We start from the raw sequence: 18,334 nt of genomic DNA on the forward strand, positions 1-18,334 counted from the left end.
TTCGGGTTATACGGCTTCCTTGCCCACGCAGGGAGCGATTCACTCTAGCAGTCGGGTTAGCGCTTGATAAGCCCGACTCTGCTAAGATCGGCCTGGTCGTATTGGGGAAGCCTATGATTTCTCGTATTTATTCTCGCTTTTGTCAGACTCTGCCTGCGCCCGAAGGTTCCCGCGGCCTGCTGGTGGCCTTCAGCGGCGGGCTCGACTCCACCGTGCTGCTGGTGCTGGCGGCCCGCTTCGCTCACGCCCACGGCCTTGCCCTGCGCGCCCTGCACGTCCATCACGGCCTGAGCCCACATGCCGACGAGTGGGTGGCCCACTGTGAAGGGGTGTGTCAGCAACTGGCGGTGCCGCTGCTGGTCGAGCGGGTGCAGTTGCAACGGGGCAGCGGCGACAGCCTGGAGGCGCAGGCGCGGGAGGCCCGCTATCAGGCCCTCGCCGCCCAGCTGGGGGAGGGGGAGTGGCTGCTCACCGCCCACCATCAGGACGATCAGCTGGAGACCCTGCTGCTGGCGCTCAAGCGCGGCGCCGGTCTGCGCGGGCTGGCGGGCATGGTGCCAAGCCAGCCCTTTGCGGGCGGCCTGCTGCTGCGCCCGCTGCTCGAGGTGAGTCGGGCCGAGCTGGCCGAGGTGGCGGCCGGCCTCCCCTATGGCTGGGTGGAGGATGAGAGCAACCTAGATGTGAGTTATGACCGCAACTTCCTGCGCCAGCAGCTCATTCCCCAGCTCAAGGCCCGCTGGCCCGCCATGGCCCAGACCGCGGCGCGCAGCATGGCGCTGTGCGCCGAACAGGAGGCGCTGCTGGAGGAGCTGGCCGAGGCCGACTGGCGGCTGGCGGCGGCAGGAGAGGCGCTGCAGATCACGCCGCTGCTAGCCCTGTCAGGCACCCGGCGCAACAACCTGCTGCGTTACTGGATCCGCCGCCAGGGAGGCGAGATGCCCTCCCGCGAGCAGCTCGGTCTGCTCTGGCAGGAGGTGGCGCTGGCGCGGGAAGACGCCAATCCCCAGCTCAACTGGGGGGAGCAGAGCTGCCGCCGCTTTCAGGGGCGTCTTCACCTGGTGAGACCCGGGTTGCAACCTCGTCACGAGCAGCTGGCGTTGAGGGTGGGGGAGACGCTGATCCTGCCGGACGGGCTCGGCGAGGTGCGACTGTTATCGCGGATGGAGGGCGAGGGGCTGCGGCTGCCACGGGCGGACGAGCCGCTGTCGGTACGCTTCGGGGTGGCCGCCGGCAGCATGCTCAAACCGGTGGGGCGCGGTGGTAGCCGGCGTCTCAAGAAGTTGCTGCAGGAGTATGGGGTGCCCTCCTGGCAGCGCGGCCGCATTCCCATCCTCTATTACGGAGAACAGGTGGTGGCGGTGGGCGAGCTGTTCCTCTGTGACGGATTCATGACGCAGGAGCCTGGCCTGGCCTGGCACTGGCTGCCGGCGGCGGCCTGTCAGCCCCCGTTGTAATCCGCTCTGCAGCAAACGGACAAGGCCGGCATATGCCGGCCTTGTCGTATTCAGCGGCTGGCCGGTTCAGTCCAGCAGGCCGGCCTTGCCCGCCTTCTTGCGGGCGTAGAGGTGGGCATCGGCCGCCTCGTACAGGCTGTGCACGTCCACTCCGGACTGCCAGCTGGCGGCTCCCAGGCTGCAGCCGACCGAGAAGGTACTGAGCTCCTTGTGAGTCAGCAACATGTGCTGCAGACGCAGCCAGACCGGGCGCCAGGCCTCGGGCTCGGCGGGTTGCAGCAGCAGGGCGAACTCGTCGCCACCGAGGCGAAACGCCTGATCCGTGCTGCGGATGCAGTGGGTCAGCAGCTGGGCGAAGCGGCTTAGCACCAGATCGCCCACCGGGTGGCCCCAGGTGTCATTGATCTGCTTGAAGCTGTCGAGATCCAGCAGCACCAGCACCAACCCGTGGGACTCCCGGCTGTGCTGCTCCACCGCGCGGCCGATGGCCTCGTCGAAGTAGGAGCGGTTGCCGAGCCCGGTCAGGTGATCGAGTCGCACCTGCAGCTCCAGCTGTGACAGGCGCAGATAGAGGGGCAGCGGCAGGCTGAGCAGCTGGTGATACTGCTGCAGTACCCGTTGTTGACTGCCGCTCAGGGCGTGTTCGAGGGTGTAGTGCAGCTGGCCCAGCAACTGGCCGTGTTGACCGCGCAGCTCGAACGGGTAGCTGTGCAGGGTCAGGCTGGCCTGGGGCGGATGTTGGATCAGGGTGTGCGGTTGGCCACAGTCGAAGTGCAGGCTGTGGATCCGGACAATTCTTGCCGCACGATCGGCAAAAGTTGCCAGCAGGCTGCCCAGATCGGTCTGCACCAGCAACTGCTCGAGCAGCTGGTTGCGATCCTGGCTTGCCAGCGGCGTGAGCCGCTCCATCTGGCGAACCCACTGCTCGATGCCATGTCCCAAACCGCTCAATGATGATGTGTTTTCCACGGTACAGCCCTCAAACAACCAACTTCCTGCTGCTTACCTGCAATACCTGTGCCCAAAATATGTTCGATGCGAACAAGGGCGGCTGGCTAGGCTTAAGTAGATAAAAAAGGAGGAAATATTGTACGCAGACGTATTGATCCTGCTGCTTGCCGCCGTCCTGCTGGTGGCGATTTTCCGGCGCCTGGGCCAGCCGGTGATCCTCGCCTACCTGCTCGCCGGGGTCGTGCTCGGCCCCCATGGCGCTGCCGTGATCACCGGCCAGTCGATCATGCAGACCATCGCCGAGCTCGGCATCGTCTTTCTGATGTTTTCGCTGGGGCTGGAGTTCTCGCTGCCCCGGCTCATCGCCATGCGCCGGCTGGTGATCGGGGTCGGTGGCCTGCAGGTGCTGCTCACCTCCCTGCTGTTCTTTGCCATCGCCTGGTGGTGGGGCCTGAGCCTGCCTCAGGCGCTGGTGGTGTCGGGCACTCTGGCGCTCTCCTCCACCGCCGTGGTGATCAAGCAGCTGGGGGATCAGAAGCAGCTGCATACCCGCCGTGCCCAGCTCGGGGTGAGCGTGCTGCTGTTTCAGGATCTGGCGGTGGTGCCGTTGTTGGTGATGATCCCCATTCTGGCCCGGCCGGAGATCCAGGGCAGCGCCCTGCTGGCGGAGATCGCCTGGGCCACCCTCAAGGGGCTGTTTGCCTTGCTGAGCCTGCTGGCGGTGGGCAAGTGGCTGCTGCCGCTGCTGTTTCACGAGGTAGCGCGGGCTCGCTCCGACGAACTGTTCGTGCTGAGCACCCTGCTGGTGGCGCTGCTGGCCGCCTCGCTGACCCAGTGGATGGGGCTCTCCATGGCGTTGGGGGCCTTTTTGGCAGGCATGATGCTGGGGGAATCCCACTACCGTCACCAGCTGGAGGTGGACATCCGGCCGTTTCGAGACGTGCTGATGGGGCTCTTCTTCATCACCATCGGCATGACCATGGACTGGCAGCGGGTGGCGCTGGACTGGTGGCTGGTGACGCTGAGCGTACCGGCCCTTATTCTGTTCAAGTCCCTGCTGGTGCTGCTGGCCGGCCGGCTGATGGGGGAGCGCAAGCGCGACGCCATGGCGGCGGGGATCATGCTGAGCCAGGTGGGGGAGTTCGGCTTCGTGCTGCTGGCACTGGCCAATCACCACGGTCTGCTCGATCACCGGCTGGTCTCTTTGCTCATCGGGAGCGGGGTCACCTCCATCGCCATGACCCCCTGGCTGGTGCAACAGGCTCACCAGCTGGCCCGCTCCCTCACCGATCCGGCCCTGCTCACCCGCTCCGAAGTGGCCCAGTCGGGCCTGAGCAAGAGCCAGCACGTGATCATCGCGGGCTTTGGCCGGGCCGGCCAGACCTGCGCCCGCTTTCTCAAGCAGGAGGAGATCCCCTTCCTGGCGCTGGATCTCGACCCAGAGCGGGTGAGCGAGGCCAAGTCGGCGGGGGAACAGGTGGCATTTGGCGATGCCAGCCGGCGCGACATCCTGCTGGCCGCAGGCCTGCTGCGGGCCCGGCTGGTGATCATCACCTTTGACGATCCCAAGCGGGTGGAGGCCATGCTGGCGCTGATCAGGGAGCTGGCGGGGGAGGTGAAGGTGCTGGTGCGGACCCGGGACGACAGCTTCCTGGAGGCGTTCAAGCGGGCGGGGGCCTTCGAGGTGATCCCCGAGTCCCAGGAGGGGGCCCTGATGCTGGTCTCCCACCTGCTGCTCAATTGCGACATCCCCATCGGCCGGGTGATCCGGCGTATGGAGCACGAGCGCAGCAACCAGTATCGCTTCCTGCACGGTTTCTACTGGGGAGATCAAAGCGCCGGCAACCTGGAGACGGATCAGCTGCTCGAGCGGCTGCACCCCGTGCTGCTGCACGAGCAGGCCTGGGCGGTGGGGCGCAGCGTGCAGGCGCTGGGGCTCGATGCAGTACGGATCAGGGAGGTGCAGCGGGGCGCACAGCGGCTGGAGCCCAAGCCTGAACTGGTGCTGGCGACAGGGGATAAGTTGGTGCTGTTCGGCAATGCGGTGGCGGTGGAGCAGGCGGAACAGCGCCTGCTGGAAGGGCATTGATCCCTGAGCCCATGTTGCACCAGCCCTGCTGCCAATGCCGTCCCCGCTTCCCTTGAATGCTCCGGCTCAGGCTTCGACCCGTACCGCCTCCTCTATCCCCAGAAACTGTTCGACCCGCTGGCGCTCGTTCAGAGTATCCAGGTAGCCCAGCTTGATCAGCTGCTGGCAGTAGCCGGGATAGAACATCAGGAAACTGGCCAGGCTGCTGGTCTCGTCCCCCGTCACCCCCAGCACCCGCAGCAGGCGGCGCAGATGCACCGGCAGCTTGCGCAGATAGGCCAGCGCCAGCAGGTCGAGATCCTGGCTTGGTTTGAGCACGCAGGTCTCCACCCGTTTGAGTTTCAACCGGTTGCGCTCCCGCTCCGGGATGAGATCCAGGGTCTGGTTGATGCGCCAAAGCCGCTCCAGATCCGAGTTGAGGGTGTCGGTGAAGACGGTGTCCAGCAGGTGGCTGGCGATGTTGGAGCTGGTCAGGTGGCCATGGTGGAAGGTAGGCGCCGTATGCGCCGGCGGATCCAGGGTGATCAGCAGGATCCGCTCCGCCCCCAGGTGGATGGCGGGACTGAGCGGGCTCAGCTGATGGATGGAGCCGTCGCCGTAGAACTTCTCGCCGATGTGGGTGGCCGGGAAGACGAACGGCAGCGCCGAGGAGGCGAGCAGGTGATCCGAGGTGAGCAGGGTGCGCAGCCCGCGCCGTCTGGCCCGCTCCCACGGCAGGTGCTCCGCTCGTCCCTGAAAGAAGGTGGTGGAGAGGCCATCGTCGTAGTCGGAGGCGGTGATGGCCAGCGCTTCCAGGCTGCCGTAGAGGATGTTGTCGTCGATGCGGTGATAGTCGATGAGCTGATCCAGCAGGCGGCGCAACGGCGCGTTGTCGAACAGGTGAAAGGCGTGGTTGGTGTGGGGATTGACGAGCCCCGCCGAGCCCTCATACATCAGTCGCCACAACAGGCGCCCCGGGTGAAAGTCGAAGATGTGGTGGGTCTCGAAGCGGCGCCAGACCCACTCCAGCTTGCGCACTCCCAGATGAAAGCAGGAGGCGTAGCAGGCCAGCGCGGTGACATTGATGGCGCCGGCCGAGGTGCCGCACAGGATGGGAAACGGTATGCCGAGATTGCGGGGATAGAACTCGGCGATCGCCTTGAGGGCGCCGACCTGGTAGGCGGCGCGGGCACCACCACCGGTCAACAGAAGAGCTGTGTTGGGTCTGGCCATGATACTGCGCCTTATGCATGCCACTGGGGGTGTTGCCACCGAGCAATTTAACTATAAGACGCTGTATCAAATATAAAAACAGGCCTGCCAACCATTTTTTGCAGGCCCTTTTTGAGGCTGTTCAGTGGTTGCTGCGGGCGGTACTCAGCTGATCGAAGGCGGCGAAGGCCGGGGCACTGGCGAGAATGCGGCCGTGGCCCAGACCGCGGGTGCTCACCAGCCGGGTGCGACCATCCTGGGTGGCGCGCAGGGAGTCGCCGTGCGGAGCGAAGCGATCCTCCTCGTCGTGCACTATGATGGCAGGCCCGCTGCGGCCGGCGAGCCGCCCCAGCGGATCGACCGTGCTCAAGGGGTGCTGGTACTCCTGCTCAATCTCCTTGACCACCGCATCGAACAGCCGGATGGAGTAGCCGGAGCGCGCCACCATGCCGTAGAGCTGGGGCACGTAGTCGAGCACCGGCGAGATGAGCAGCAGCGGCAGGGCATCCAGCTCGCGTCGGCGGCTGGAGAGGGTGACGGCGCCCCCCATGCTGTGGGCGATGACGCCCTGCAGCGGGCCGCACTCCGCCGTCATTTTCTCCACCAGTTCGTCGAAGGCGCGCACGAAGCGGGGCAGGTGGCCGGTATGGCCGGCGCTGTGGCCGTGGGCCGGGTGATCGTAGGCAATGGCCGTGAAGCCCTGGGCGGCGATGTGGCTCATCAGCGGGTAGAACTGGCTGGCGCTGCCTGACCAGCCGTGCATCAGCAGCCAGACCGGCCCCTGGCCGAGCCGGTAGCTCATCAGGGTGCCTTCGCTGGTGTGCAAGGCCTGTTTGACCAGTCCGGCTGGGACCTTGTCATCCCGCTGGTTGCGCTGGGGGGTGAGCAGCAGCTTGCTGGCGGTACGCTTGGCATGAGCGGGGGCCAGGGTGTGATGCAAGCGGGTGCCAAGGCCAAGCAACCATTTGCTCGGGCTGAAGCGGCGGGTGTTGAAGTAGATCTTGCTGCTCATGGTGATCCTGTGGTTTTTATGTGCGAACGGTCGTGCTTTTTTGTCGGTTTTAAAAAAGAGAGGTCAATCCATCAGCGCCAGCCATCCAGCAGTGTCTCCACTTCGGGCCAGAAGTGGCGGGCCGGATCCTGACACAGATCGAGGGCATTGAACACCTGATCCGCCAGATAGAGGCCGTAGAGGCGGTAGACGGCGCGCCAGGGATCCATGTCGCTGCGCCACTCGCCCTCGCTCTGTCCCTGCACCACCTGGCGGGCCAGGTAGTCGAGCCAGAAGCGCACCAGCTGGCGGGCGGCCTGCTGTACCTCACCCTCCTGGGCCGAGGTCCAGGCGTCGAGGAACATGCAGCGACCGGCGAAACACTGGTTCCAGGCCAGCCAGGCCTGCAGCAGGGCCGTCAGCTTCTCTCGCTGGCTGCCGTATTGCTGCTGGCGCACCGGCTGGATCACCCGCTCCCGGAACACCTCGGCGGCGTACTCCAGCACGGCGATCTGCAGGTTGTCGCGGGACTGGAAGTGGGCGAACAGGCCGCTTTTCGACATCTCGCAGGCGCTGGCAAGGGAGCCTATGGTGAGGCTCTCCAGCCCCTGCTGGCTCGCCTGCTCGAACGCAGTCTGCAAAATGTTGTCGCGGGTCAGCCGGCCCTTGCTCATCGCACTCTCCTTCATTGACCGGGGCAGCATAAAGTACGACCGTGCTATTTGTCGAGCGGCAGATGATATGCAGGCCTGCAGGGAGGGTTCAGCTCTCCTTGATATCCATCTGCTGTAGGGCGATAACCGCCTGGGTGCGGTTCTTGACGCCGGTTTTTCTGAAAGATGGGAATGAGGTGGATCTTGATGGTGGCAAGAGGCTCAGTCGTCCTTGATATCCATCTGCTGCAGGGCGATAACCGCCTGGGTACGGTTCTTGACGCCGAGCTTTCTGAAAATGGCGGTGATGTGGGCCTTGATGGTGGCCTCGGAGACGTTGAGCTCCCAGGCGATCTGCTTGTTGAGGCTGCCGTCGCGCAGCATCACCAGCACCTTGTACTGCTGGGGGGTGAGGCTGGCCAGCTTGCTGGCAAAATCGGCGCCCTCACAAGGCTCGGGATGGAGCGAAATGCCGGCCGGCACCCAGTTGTCACCCCCGATCACCGTATTGAGGGCGTTGACCAGCTCCTTCATCGGCGCCGACTTGGGGATGAAGCCGAGCGCGCCGAGCCGCAGCACCTGCTGGATGATGGCAGGCTCTTCCGAAGCCGACACCACCACGATGGGCAGGTCGGGATACTGGCCGCGCAGGTGGGCGAGACCGGAGAAACCGTTGGCCCCCGGCATCTTGAGATCGAGCAGCAGCAGGTCGACTTCCGGGTGTTCCCCCAGCAGGTGGGCCAGGCTGTCGATGGAGTCCGCTTCCAGCAGCTGGGCATCGTCGATGGCCATGTGCACCGCTTGATAGAGGGCGCCCCGAAACAGGGGGTGGTCATCTGCGATGACGATGGTAAATTGGCTGTCCATTGCTCACATTGTTGCTAACTGATTGTTTTGGAAAATCAAACTAGCACCGCTCCCGGAGAGGGTCAAACCTGCCGGCGCGCAAATGTGAAGCGACCGTCGGATGTCGTGCCATTGGGGCAGATGGGATGGTCATGAACAACCCATGCAGGAGGCAATAGATGGGATCTCTGGTATTGACGGTGGGCACTGGCTCCACCTGGGCGATGCGGGCTGCGCTGGTGCTGGCCATGAGCGGGCTGGAGTGGCAGGAGCAGGTGTTCGATCTGGAGGATGCCAAGGATCTGCAGCGGCTCAAACGGCTGGCCCCCGCCGGCCTGGTGCCCTGGCTCGATCACGATGGCGTGCGGGTACACGACTCGCTGGCCATCGCCGAGTACCTGCACGAGCTCTGCCCCGATCGCTGGCTCTACCCCGAAGCGCAAGCCGAGCGGGCGCTGGCCCGCAGCCTCTGCGCCGAGCTGCACGCCGGTTTTCGCCAGATCCGTACCCTGCTACCCTTCTTCCTCGGCGCCCCGACCCGCAGCGAACCGCCGGTGGAGGCCATCGGCGAGCTGGCCCGGCTGCAGACCATCTGGTCCCAGGCGCGGGGCCCCTTCTATTTTGGCGAGGCGGGGATCCTCGATGCCTTCTATGCGGTGATGGCCTACCGGCTGGCGAGCTATGGCATCCAGCTGCCCGGCCAGGCGGGCGCCTATCAGCAAGCGCTGCTGGCCTGGCCGCTGTGGCAGCAGACCCTGGTCAAGGCGCGTCTGCAGTGGCCGGCGGCAGCCCGTCAGCCGCAGTGAACCCGCGGACACAACCGTTGTAAACAGCTTGTCTGAACGACTGGTGTAAACAGAGAGGGGAGCCACTGGCTCCCCTCTCTGTTTGGGTTTGATTCCTTGGGCTGGATTACGGCTGGCGGCCGGCGAACACCACCACCACCTTGTCATCTCCCTTCTCCCGCACGAAGGCATAGGGGCTGTCGGCCAGTTTCTGGTGGCTGCCCGCCGCCACCGCCGGGTGGGCGGCGCGGAACTGGCCGAGCCGCTGCCAGTGCTTGACCAGCTCGGCCTTCTCGCCGCCGGCCAGCTCCTGCCAGTTCATGTCCGAGCGCAGCGCCTGATCGAACACGCCACCATCCTTGGCGAGCCCGCGGCCGGACTCATCGCCGTAGTAGATCTGGATGCCGCCCGGCAGCAGCATGAAGCTGCTGGCGACCCGGCGTTGCAACGGCACGTCCTGATAGTCGCCGAAGAACAGCTTGGTGTCGTGGGAGCTGATGTAGCTCAGCACGTTGAACTCGGGATCCTGATTGATGCGGCTGGCGTAGCCGGCATAGGTGGGCTCGGCGCTGGCCAGGCACTGGGCTTGGGGCAGGGCGAACTCGCGCTGATAGTCGAAGTTGATCAGCGAATCGAAGCCGTTTTGATACCAGAAATCCTTGGCCACCCCGTGATCCCACACCTCGCCCACCATGTAGAAGGGCAGCTCGTCGAGCTTCTTGGTCGGGTTGGCGGCTTTCCACTCCTTGAGGGCGGCGGTGCCAGCCTGCTTGAGGCGGGCCCAGACGGCGGGCTCCAGGTGTTTGACGGTGTCGGCTCTGAAGCCGTCGATGCCGAAGCGGCGCACCCAGTCGGTGTGCCAGGCAATCAGATAGTCGCTCACGGTGGCGTTGGGCAGCACCTTGGCCCTGGTGTCCTGTTTGGCTGCCAGCAGCGGCGGCAGCCCCACCGGCTTGGTTGATTCGGTGAGGAAGTCCGGCAGCCCCGCCACCGAGCCGGTGACGTCGTCGGTGCCAGGCTGCGGGTAGCCGGGCAGGCCGGCTCGCACCCAGTCACCGCTCCACCACTGGTCCCACTTCGGCGACTGGTAGTCGATGAATTGGTTGTAGCCATGCCAGTTGAGGCCGCCGCTCGGGCGCCACTGGTTCCAGCGGGCCGGCAGTTTACCGGTGTTCTGGGTGAGGTCGGTGAGCCCCAGATCTTGCAGGTCGGCGAGGGTGGCGTAGCCGGCGTGGTTCATCACCACGTCGAGGATGATGCGCATACCGCGCTTGTGCGCCTCGTCCACCAGGGTCTTGAGGCTCTCCTCGTCGCCGTAGTTGGGATCTATCTTGGTGAAGTCGAGTGCCCAGTAGCCGTGATAGGCGTAGAAGGGGAAGTTGCCCTGCTCGCCGCCGCCGATGAAGCCGTGTACCTGCTCCACCATGGGAGTGATCCAGATGGCGTTGATGCCAAGCTGCTTGATGTAGTCGAGCTTGGCAGTCAACCCCTTGAAGTCACCGCCGTGCCAGGTGGCCACTTCATCCTGACCGTCCTTTTGGCGCCCGAAGCTGTGGTCGTTGGCGGGATCGCCGTTGTTGAAGCGGTCGGTCAGCAGGAAATAGACGCTCGCCTGATCCCAGCTGAAGGGAACCGCTGTGGCCGCCTTGACCGGCTCGAGCAGCAGCAGGCCACCGCTCTCTTTACTGGGCGTCAGGGTCAGCTTGCCGCCCTTGACCACCCCTTGCTGGCCGGAGTAGGCGTCCCGCAGCTGGGTGCCGTCGGGCCAGACCCCTTTCAGGGATACCGTGACCGGGCCACCATCCCAGCTGATGCAGGGCTCCGCTGGCGGCTGGCGTTTGAACTCGCTCTTCTTGGTGGCTCGCAGCACTTTGAGGCTGGGGGTATCCGGGTTGAAGGTGAACTGATAATCCCCCGCCAGCATCACCCGCAGGTTGAAGTGCTGCCCCTTGCTGCACTTGTCCATGGGCTGGGCTGTGCCGAAGGGGAGCGGTTTGGCCTCGCTCGGGCCGAAGCTGGTGCCGCAGCTGTTGCCTGCGTCGCTGATACGGATCTGGTGGCTCCCCTTGGTGAGCGGATGGGTCATCTGCACCGCCCCCTTGTCCAGCGCCAGCGGCGCGCCGACCGGCTGGTCATCCACGTAGAGGCGCACCTCGGCGGCCATGGCCTGATGGAGGAAGAGGGGGCTGGCCAGCAGGGCGAGCCAGAGGGAAGAAACCGAGGGAGTGCGACGCATAAGCCATTCCTTGCTGGGGTTAAGCGGACCAGATTGCCGTCAATGGGGCTCATTCTAGGAGGCATGAGGGCGGGCTTGGACAGGCAAACCGTCGATTTGTGACATCAGTTCAAATGGTTACGTTTTCAAGAATGGAAAAGTGTGAGCGGGGTGTCGCGCCCATAAAAAAAGCCGGTCGATAGACCGGCTTGTTGCATTGTCACCTTCGTCACACGGTGAAGAACTTGAAGTTGACGAAGGCCACCGCGATGAAGGAGGCCACCATGCCGCTCAGGCAGAGCACGGCCGGGCGAATGGCCGGCCAGCGATGAGTCAACAGCACGATCGCCAGCATGGTCGGATAGAGGCCGAACATGTAGCGCGGCATGGCATTGAGCCCTGTCATCAGCGGAATGGTGCAGCAGATGAACATCAGGGTCGCCTCGGCCCAGCGCTTCTGGCTGAACAGATAGAGGTTCAGCGCCCAGCCGAACATCACCATGATGGAGAGGTAGGATTTGCGTCCGCCCAGCTCGAAGCCGCTCAGCCACCAGTCCAGCGGGCTGTCCATGTAACGGCCCCAGGCCACCTGGATGTGCTTGAACGCCAGCGCGTCACCGGTGAGGTGATAGAGATAGAACATGTAGGCGAACAGGCCGAGCGGGATCATCCAGAGGGTGAACACCACCTTGAAGGCGCGCTCGGTGAAGCGGAAGAACTCGCGCCAGCCGTAGGCCTGCAGCGCCAGGATCAGCACCGGGAACACCATCATCACCCCCAGGTTGCGGGTGGCGGAGATGAAGACGCCGAGCAGGGCCACCATCAGCCACTGCTGGCGATAGGCGAACAGGAACATGCTCAGCATCAGCGCCATGAACATCGACTCGGTATAGCCGGAGACGAAGTAGGCGGAGAAGGGGGAGAAGGCCAGCAGCCAGACACCGAAGCGGGCGGTGTCATCACCCAGCTTGAGTTGGCGCAGCACCAGCAGCATCAGCGGCAGGCTGATGAAGAACGCCAGGTTGGCCACCAGCATCAGGCCGATCAGGCTCTCGACGTTGAGCAGGTTGGAGAGGGTGCCGGAGATCATCGGGTAGAGCGGCATGAAGGCCCAGTTGGCTGCATTGCCCTTGCTCAGCCAGCGCGGATAAAGGTCGTAGCCGTTCTCAATGATGCGCTGGAACCAGACGCAGTCGAACTGGCAATAGGCCTGCAGCGGACCTATGTCGGTGGCGCCGTAGAGCTGGACGCCGAAGTAACCCATGCCGTACAGGGCGACCCGGCTCAGCACGAAGGCGGCGATGATCATCAGCCAGTCGCGACCGCTGATGCGAAGTGACGGGCGATAGGGAGCCACCTGGTCGGGGGCAATGGTGGTAGTCATGTCATTCATCAGGCAAATACCCAGATCCTGGAGAGGAGGTAGGTGAGCACGGTGACCGTCAGGGTGGCGATCACCACCGGCAACAGACCGGAAAGACCCGCAAACAGCAGACCGCTCAATATCAGGTTACGCACCGCCAGCGAGAAAAGGGCGACCAGCAGGAACTTGCTGGCGGCACCCTGCTTCTGGAAGGTGATGTAACGGTGACCGAAGAAGGAGAACCAGAACGCGATGGCAAAGGCCAGCGTCGTCACTAGGTGCTCCGAGATGGTGGGCCAGGTGTGAAACAGGGCGATGGAGGTGCCCAGATCGACGAGGGTGGCCCCCCCGCCGACAAACCCGAAACGTACCAGCCGCCAGAATTCCTCGCGGGAGATCATTGAGAAGCCTGCTCCTGCTGGTCATCAGCGGCTTTCGCGGCAGCAGCCTTCTTGCCGGCGCTCTTCTTGCTGCCGCTGGCGGCGTCTTGCTTGGGCTCTTCATCCTGCTTGGCATACTGGCCGTAGACCCCTTCGATGAGGTAGACGGGGCGCTGCTTCACTTCCACGAACATGCGGCCGATGTACTCGCCGATGATGCCGAGCGACAGCAGCTGGATGCCGCCGAGGAACAGCACCACCGACATAAGGGAGGCGTAACCCGGCACGTCGATGCCGAAGAAGACCACCTGGGTGACGATCTTGAGGATGTAGAGGAAGGCGACGAAGGAGACGCCGACGCCGACGTAGCTCCATACCCGCAGCGGCCAGCTGGAGAAGCTCATCAGACCGTCGAGGGCGAAGTTCCACAGCTTCCAGTAGTTGAACTTGGTCTCGCCGGCATGGCGGGCGGGGCGCTCGTAGGGCACACCGACGGCGCGGAAACCTGCCCAGGCGAACAGCCCCTTCATGAAGCGGTTGCGCTCCGGCAGCTGCTTGATCGCCTCGACCACCTTGCGGTCGATCAGGCGGAAGTCGCCGGCGTTCTCCGGCAGCTTGGTGCTGGTGGAGAGGGCGTTGAAGAAGCGGTAGAAGCCACCAGCGGTGAGGCGTTTCATCGGGGTGTCGGCGCTGCGATCCACCCGGATGCCGTAGACGGTGTCGTAGTCGCCGGTCTGCCACAACTTGACGAATTCGAGAATGAGCGCGGGCGGATCCTGCAGATCCACGTCCATCGGCACCACGGCATCACCCTTGGCGTGATGCAGGCCGGCGGTCATGGCTGCCTCCTTGCCGAAGTTGCGGGCCAGGTTGACCAGGGTGACGCGCGGGTCGCGGGCGATGGCCTGCTCGACCACCTCACGGGTGCGGTCGCGGCTGCCGTCGTTGACGAATACTATTTCCAGCTGATCCTTGAGCGGCGCCAGTTCGTTATCTATCGCGTTGATGAAGGCATCTATGCTCTCTTCCTCGTTGTAAACGGGAACGATCAGAGAGAGTCGAAAATCGGCATGCGACATGAAAACTTCCTTATTTGGAAAATTATTTTATAAAACAGCGTATTGGAGAATACGTCTTACTGGGCGACGGTCAAGCGCACCGACTGGACATTGAGCGGTGTCGGGGCGGAGAGCGCCAGAAAGTTGGGACGCTTGGGATCCGAGGTCAGCGACTCGCCCGGCAGGCTGAGACGGATCTCGTTGATGCCGGCCTTGGCCAGCTTGACGGTGGTGGTGAAATCGTGACCCAGCGCCACCTTGAGCAGAGCACCGGCCTGCGGGCTGTTGACCCGGGCCTGGATGGTCAGCTGTTCCGGCTGCGCCTGCTGCTTTGGCAGCACGAAATAGAGGCCACCCTGGCCGCTCAGTTCGGTGCCATCCGCGCTCGGTTTCTTGGCCCAGCCTTCGCTGGAGAGGAAGCGGCTCGGCTTGGTCAGATTGAGCTCGTTGCCGGGCTGATAGGTCATGCTGGAGTTGTGCTCCCAGAAGCGGGTCTTGCCTTCCAGGTAATAGAGCTTGTAGGCCAGGCTCACGTTGGGGTGGGCGGCCAGATAGAGGGTGTAGAGATAGAAACTACTCAGCGCCATGATGGCGGTCAGAAAACCAAACTTTTTGTACGTCATATCACTCTCTGCGCCTCACGGTTTGTAGGCTGATTTCGCGCATATGCTAATCCAATTGCAAAAAAAGCATAGTGGATCACAAAAATATATTTGGTCACATATTAACCCCTTTCTGATTGGTGTTCCAAATGTCGCTTCTCCCTCTTTTTAGCTAGCCCCCAGGCCCTGTTGTGGCGGGCTGGCCGGGCCCCTTTTCTGCTCGGGCGATGCCGCTTTTTCGGTGCCCCGATCATGGTCTGCATCCCTGTGGCAGGATCTGTCGCCATTTTGCCGAGGCCGATTTATGATGAGCTGATACGCCGTCAAGGATGACCCATGAAGCTGAAACTCTGCTGCTGGATGCTCTGGTTGCTGACACCGCTGGTATCGGCAAATGCGCTGTGCCCTGCTCCCTTGCGGATCGGTTATGACAACTGGCCGCCCTATCACTATTACCTCGAGGCCGCGGCCGGCAAGAAAGAGCTGCAGGGCTTTGCCATCGAGGCGCTCAACGCCATGCTCAAACGGCTGGATTGCAAGGCCAGCTACGTGGAGATGCCCTGGAAACGGGTGTTGCACGGTCTGGCGCTGGGGTCTGTCGACATTGCCATGGAGGCCTACTTCAACGAGGATCGTGCCCGTTATGCCTGGTTTTCCGATGCCTACAATCCGGGCCGCAGCGTGCTCTGGATCCGCAAGTCAGACTCCTATTCCGATACCGATCTGGCGAGCTGGTTGGCCGACGGGCATACCCTGGGGGTCACCAAGGACTACTACTACGGCGCCGAGATCAGCGAGCTGCTACGCCGTTATGCCGCCCAGGTGAGCGTCGTCAACGACGAGCAGAACTACGGCAAGCTGGTGTTGGGACGCATCGACGGTTTCCTCGGCGATGTGCTGGCCACCCCCTGGGGCTTGAAGAAGGAGGGGCTGAGCGATCTGATCGTCCCCCATGCCATGGCCGTATATGAAGCACCGACCTTTTTCATGTTCAGCAAGAAACGGCTGTCCCCCGAATTCGTGCGGGAGTTCAATCGCGAGCTGGCCAAGTTTAAAGCAACAAATGAGTATGACATTATCTGGCGGCGCTATGCGCCCGCCGGCTAGCAAAGTCGCGGGCATTCACGCATGATGAGCGCCTTGACCGCCGGGTCTGACGGATTGAAGTGAACCTATCTTGAGGTAAGCATGGGGAAGAAGTATTGGCTGGCATTGGCAAACCTGATCTGGCTGGGCTGCTGGCCAGCGGCCATGGCACAGGCCAGCGAAGGCCAGGTGGTGGTGAGCAATGCGGCGGAGCAGCATGACTGGTATCAGAACCGGACGGCGGAGCAGGCCAGGCAAGAGCTGGAGCAGCAACTGCAGGAGGCCGTGCTGGCCCAGCTGCACCCGGATTTCTATACGCTCTGGAAGAAGCTGCAGGCCAAGCCGGCGGATCAGCGTGGCGCCCTCTATGACGAGGCGTTCGGCAAGCTGGCCCGGTTCCAGCAGGCATGGCGCGCCATGGATCTGGTCTCCCGCGAGCAGATGCAGACCCTCAAACTCAATCTGAACAAGCCGCTGGCTCACGAGCCGGCCGGCGACAACCTGCTGGAACAGGTCAAGCAGCTCAGACCCCAGGTCGCGGAATACGAGGCGGTGCGCGAGGAAGTGCGCAAGCTGCTGGCGCTGCCCATGGCCAAGAAGTGGCCGACCCTGACCATGCCGACCCTGCGGGCCGGCGAGGTTTCCCCGGAGCTGGGCCAGATCCGCTCCATCCTCAACGAGCTGGGCGACACGGCCCCTCGCCATGACGACGCCACCTACGACGCCGACACCCTGCAGGCGGTCAAGCAGTTCCAGCGCCGCCACGGCCTGACCGCCGACGGCATCATAGGCCGGCAGACCCGCAGCTGGCTCAACACCGGGCCCGAGGTGCGTGCCAGCCTGCTGCTGCGCAACCTGTGGCGACGTGACCTGGTGGATCAGCTCTCCGGTGCCCGCTACGTGCTGGTCAACATCCCCGACTATCGGCTGAGCGTGGTGGAGTCCGGCAACGAGGTATTCACCAGCCGGGTGATCGTGGGCAAGGAGCAGCGGGCTACCCCGATCCTCGCCAGCGAGATCCGCTCCATCGTGCTCAACCCGGCCTGGCACGTACCGCGCTCCATCCTGAGCAAGGACATTCTGCCCAAGCTGGGGCGTGACCCCGCCTACCTCAATCGCGAGCAGTTCGAGGTGATCGACGGCGAAGGCAATCCGGTGCAGTTCACCGAAGAGGGCTGGCAGCAGGCACTGGCGTCCGGTTTCCCCTATCGTCTGCGGCAAAAGCCGGGCGATCACAATGCGCTGGGTCGCTACAAGTTCTATCTTCCCAACAACGAGGCGATCTACCTGCACTCCACCCCGCGCAAGGCGCTGTTCGAGCAGGGCGCGCGCGCCTTCAGTTCGGGTTGCATCCGGGTGGAACACGCCGACGATCTGGCCGAACTGCTGCTGGCGGACTCCCGCTACCAGCCCGACAAGGTGGCCAGCATTCTGAAGGAGAGCCAGACCAAGTGGCTGCCGCTGACCACTCCGATCCCGGTGTTCACCGTCTACTGGAGCAGCTGGATCGACGAGGAGGGTCGTCAGCAACTGCGCAACGACATCTATGGATTTGATCGAGTCAGCTACCAGAGTCGCCTGCTGTGATCCTCGCCACAGAGTGAAAAGCCCGGCCTGCGCCGGGCTTTTTCATGGCCCCTTGCGGTTTGACAGCGGCCGGCTCGGCGGGTAGTTTCAAGCGCCTGTATCAAATTCATTCAACGGTTTCACCTCAACATTGCGATGGACGGACAAGGGATGCTTGATCAAGAGATAAGCCGACGTCGCCTGCTGCTGGGTGCTGGTTGCCTGCTGGGGGGCTCGCTGTTGTCCTTCCCCGCCATGGCGAGTCGCAGTACGGCGGGACGTGAACTCAGCTTCTTCAATCTCAATACCGGCGAGCGGGTGCGCACCAGCTACTGGGAAGATGGCCGCTATCTGAAAGACGGGCTGGCCGAGCTCAACCACATCTTTCGCGACTACCGTCGCAACGAAGTGTTCAACATCGACAGGAAGCTGTTCGACCAGCTCTACCTGCTGCAGCACAAGCTGGGTCGCCACGGCGAAATCCAGCTCATCTCGGGCTATCGCTCCCCTGTGACCAATCGCCAGAAGCGCAGTCGCAGCCGCGGGGTAGCCAAGCACAGCTACCACACCCTGGGGCAGGCGGTGGACGTGCGGATCCCCGGGGTACAGCTGGCGCACCTGCGCAAGGCGGCGCTCCATCTCAAGGTGGGCGGCGTCGGTTACTACCCGAGCGACAACTTCGTGCATCTCGACACCGGGCCCGTGCGCAGCTGGTAACGGCGGTTTGCTGGCCGCATCGGCCCGGCGGGTGACTGGTCAGCGGGGTGGCCGAGCTGGTAGGCTCTGGACACCATGCAGAGGAGAACCAGATGAAACATATTTTGCTTGGCGGGCTGATTGCCCTGCTGCTGACCGGCTGTGGCAAGCTCAACCGCGAAAACTACGACAGGCTCAAGATGGGGATCAGCTACGCCGAGGCGAGCAGCATCCTCGGCAAGGCCGAGCGTTGTGACGATGCGCTGGGCACCACCAGCTGCATCTGGGGCGACGAGGGCAAGAACATCAAGATCCGTTTCATCGCCGATAAGGCGACATTCTTCAGCTCGGAAGGGATCAACTGAGGCAGTTGCAGCCCCCCTGCCCAACAAAAAAGCGCCTGACCGG

At 63.5% G+C, this 18,334-nt stretch carries 17 protein-coding genes; 7 read left to right on the forward strand and 10 right to left on the reverse strand.

Translation table 11 applies throughout. The features are described from left to right. Positions 1-113: 113 nt before the first annotated feature. Positions 114-1,454 carry a tRNA lysidine(34) synthetase TilS gene (gene tilS / locus G5134_RS02535; protein WP_260750779.1) on the forward strand — a complete coding sequence of 447 codons (1,341 nt, stop codon included), beginning with the start codon at positions 114-116 and terminating at the stop codon, positions 1,452-1,454. Positions 1,455-1,520: 66 nt separating this feature from the next. Here the strand turns inward: tilS and G5134_RS02540 are convergent, their stop codons facing one another. Further along, positions 1,521-2,441 (reverse strand): GGDEF domain-containing protein, encoded by a 921-nt coding sequence (locus G5134_RS02540; RefSeq protein ID WP_005303398.1) that lies wholly within the window; start codon positions 2,439-2,441, stop codon positions 1,521-1,523. Between the two features lie 100 nt (positions 2,442-2,541). Between G5134_RS02540 and G5134_RS02545 the strand changes: the two genes are divergently transcribed. Next, complete coding sequence (locus G5134_RS02545) at positions 2,542-4,494, forward strand: cation:proton antiporter (protein WP_065018173.1); 1,953 nt, start codon at positions 2,542-2,544, stop codon at positions 4,492-4,494. A gap of 66 nt (positions 4,495-4,560) precedes the next feature. Here the strand turns inward: G5134_RS02545 and G5134_RS02550 are convergent, their stop codons facing one another. The 4 genes from G5134_RS02550 to G5134_RS02565 all read right to left on the reverse strand — a co-directional run bounded on the left by G5134_RS02550 (position 4,561) and on the right by G5134_RS02565 (position 8,196). Further along, on the reverse strand, positions 4,561-5,706 hold the full coding sequence (locus G5134_RS02550; RefSeq protein ID WP_010634760.1) for a patatin-like phospholipase family protein: 1,146 nt from the start codon (positions 5,704-5,706) through the stop codon (positions 4,561-4,563). Positions 5,707-5,827: 121 nt separating this feature from the next. Continuing rightward, on the reverse strand, positions 5,828-6,697 hold the full coding sequence (locus G5134_RS02555; RefSeq protein WP_024941011.1) for an alpha/beta hydrolase: 870 nt from the start codon (positions 6,695-6,697) through the stop codon (positions 5,828-5,830). A 71-nt stretch (positions 6,698-6,768) separates the two neighbouring features. After that, positions 6,769-7,350: a TetR/AcrR family transcriptional regulator gene (locus G5134_RS02560; RefSeq protein ID WP_005303388.1), complete on the reverse strand. Its 582-nt coding sequence runs from the start codon at positions 7,348-7,350 to the stop codon at positions 6,769-6,771. A 201-nt stretch (positions 7,351-7,551) separates the two neighbouring features. Next, positions 7,552-8,196: a response regulator transcription factor gene (locus G5134_RS02565; protein ID WP_005303387.1), complete on the reverse strand. Its 645-nt coding sequence runs from the start codon at positions 8,194-8,196 to the stop codon at positions 7,552-7,554. A gap of 158 nt (positions 8,197-8,354) precedes the next feature. On the opposite strand from G5134_RS02565, the gene G5134_RS02570 reads away from it, so the two are divergent. Further along, positions 8,355-8,981, forward strand: coding sequence for a glutathione S-transferase (locus G5134_RS02570; RefSeq protein ID WP_065018174.1), 627 nt, complete (start codon positions 8,355-8,357; stop codon positions 8,979-8,981). Positions 8,982-9,087: 106 nt separating this feature from the next. Here the strand turns inward: G5134_RS02570 and G5134_RS02575 are convergent, their stop codons facing one another. From G5134_RS02575 to G5134_RS02595, 5 genes are all read right to left on the reverse strand, one after another. Continuing rightward, positions 9,088-11,196: an alpha-amylase gene (locus G5134_RS02575; protein ID WP_065018175.1), complete on the reverse strand. Its 2,109-nt coding sequence runs from the start codon at positions 11,194-11,196 to the stop codon at positions 9,088-9,090. A gap of 208 nt (positions 11,197-11,404) precedes the next feature. After that, the gene (locus tag G5134_RS02580) at positions 11,405-12,568 is read right to left on the reverse strand and encodes a hypothetical protein (protein ID WP_065018176.1); all 1,164 of its coding nucleotides are present in this window, start codon (positions 12,566-12,568) and stop codon (positions 11,405-11,407) included. After that, positions 12,568-12,939: a GtrA family protein gene (locus G5134_RS02585; protein WP_005303379.1), complete on the reverse strand. Its 372-nt coding sequence runs from the start codon at positions 12,937-12,939 to the stop codon at positions 12,568-12,570. Before G5134_RS02585 ends, G5134_RS02580 begins: the two co-directional genes overlap by 1 nt. Next, on the reverse strand, positions 12,936-13,997 hold the full coding sequence (locus G5134_RS02590; RefSeq protein WP_065018177.1) for a glycosyltransferase family 2 protein: 1,062 nt from the start codon (positions 13,995-13,997) through the stop codon (positions 12,936-12,938). Before G5134_RS02590 ends, G5134_RS02585 begins: the two co-directional genes overlap by 4 nt. A 56-nt stretch (positions 13,998-14,053) precedes the next feature. Beyond that, on the reverse strand, positions 14,054-14,599 hold the full coding sequence (locus G5134_RS02595; RefSeq protein ID WP_065018178.1) for a hypothetical protein: 546 nt from the start codon (positions 14,597-14,599) through the stop codon (positions 14,054-14,056). Between the two features lie 315 nt (positions 14,600-14,914). Between G5134_RS02595 and G5134_RS02600 the strand changes: the two genes are divergently transcribed. The 4 genes from G5134_RS02600 to G5134_RS02615 all read left to right on the forward strand — a co-directional run bounded on the left by G5134_RS02600 (position 14,915) and on the right by G5134_RS02615 (position 18,291). Further along, positions 14,915-15,685: a substrate-binding periplasmic protein gene (locus G5134_RS02600; protein WP_065018179.1), complete on the forward strand. Its 771-nt coding sequence runs from the start codon at positions 14,915-14,917 to the stop codon at positions 15,683-15,685. 81 nt (positions 15,686-15,766) lie between these two features. Then, positions 15,767-17,251, forward strand: a complete 1,485-nt coding sequence (locus G5134_RS02605) for a L,D-transpeptidase family protein (RefSeq protein WP_065018180.1) — start codon at positions 15,767-15,769, stop codon at positions 17,249-17,251. A 150-nt stretch (positions 17,252-17,401) separates the two neighbouring features. Then, complete coding sequence (locus tag G5134_RS02610; protein ID WP_005303369.1) at positions 17,402-17,947, forward strand: DUF882 domain-containing protein; 546 nt, start codon at positions 17,402-17,404, stop codon at positions 17,945-17,947. A gap of 92 nt (positions 17,948-18,039) precedes the next feature. Further along, a complete protein-coding gene (locus G5134_RS02615) occupies positions 18,040-18,291 on the forward strand; it encodes a hypothetical protein (RefSeq protein ID WP_060388785.1) in 252 nt (83 codons plus the stop codon). Positions 18,292-18,334: the final 43 nt, after the last annotated feature.

This window comes from Aeromonas sp. 600276 (genome assembly GCF_049175815.1).
GTDB classification, from domain to species: domain Bacteria; phylum Pseudomonadota; class Gammaproteobacteria; order Enterobacterales; family Aeromonadaceae; genus Aeromonas; species Aeromonas dhakensis.

Coding starts and splice junctions, on each gene's coding strand:
- tilS (WP_260750779.1), top strand. CDS start 114: ATGATTTCTCGTATTTATTCTCGCTTTTGTCAGACTCTGCCTGCGCCC.
- G5134_RS02550 (WP_010634760.1), bottom strand. CDS start 5,706: ATGGCCAGACCCAACACAGCTCTTCTGTTGACCGGTGGTGGTGCCCGC.
- G5134_RS02555 (WP_024941011.1), bottom strand. CDS start 6,697: ATGAGCAGCAAGATCTACTTCAACACCCGCCGCTTCAGCCCGAGCAAA.
- G5134_RS02560 (WP_005303388.1), bottom strand. CDS start 7,350: ATGAGCAAGGGCCGGCTGACCCGCGACAACATTTTGCAGACTGCGTTC.
- G5134_RS02565 (WP_005303387.1), bottom strand. CDS start 8,196: ATGGACAGCCAATTTACCATCGTCATCGCAGATGACCACCCCCTGTTT.
- G5134_RS02570 (WP_065018174.1), top strand. CDS start 8,355: ATGGGATCTCTGGTATTGACGGTGGGCACTGGCTCCACCTGGGCGATG.
- G5134_RS02575 (WP_065018175.1), bottom strand. CDS start 11,196: ATGCGTCGCACTCCCTCGGTTTCTTCCCTCTGGCTCGCCCTGCTGGCC.
- G5134_RS02580 (WP_065018176.1), bottom strand. CDS start 12,568: ATGAATGACATGACTACCACCATTGCCCCCGACCAGGTGGCTCCCTAT.
- G5134_RS02585 (WP_005303379.1), bottom strand. CDS start 12,939: ATGATCTCCCGCGAGGAATTCTGGCGGCTGGTACGTTTCGGGTTTGTC.
- G5134_RS02590 (WP_065018177.1), bottom strand. CDS start 13,997: ATGTCGCATGCCGATTTTCGACTCTCTCTGATCGTTCCCGTTTACAAC.
- G5134_RS02595 (WP_065018178.1), bottom strand. CDS start 14,599: ATGACGTACAAAAAGTTTGGTTTTCTGACCGCCATCATGGCGCTGAGT.
- G5134_RS02600 (WP_065018179.1), top strand. CDS start 14,915: ATGAAGCTGAAACTCTGCTGCTGGATGCTCTGGTTGCTGACACCGCTG.
- G5134_RS02605 (WP_065018180.1), top strand. CDS start 15,767: ATGGGGAAGAAGTATTGGCTGGCATTGGCAAACCTGATCTGGCTGGGC.
- G5134_RS02610 (WP_005303369.1), top strand. CDS start 17,402: ATGCTTGATCAAGAGATAAGCCGACGTCGCCTGCTGCTGGGTGCTGGT.
- G5134_RS02615 (WP_060388785.1), top strand. CDS start 18,040: ATGAAACATATTTTGCTTGGCGGGCTGATTGCCCTGCTGCTGACCGGC.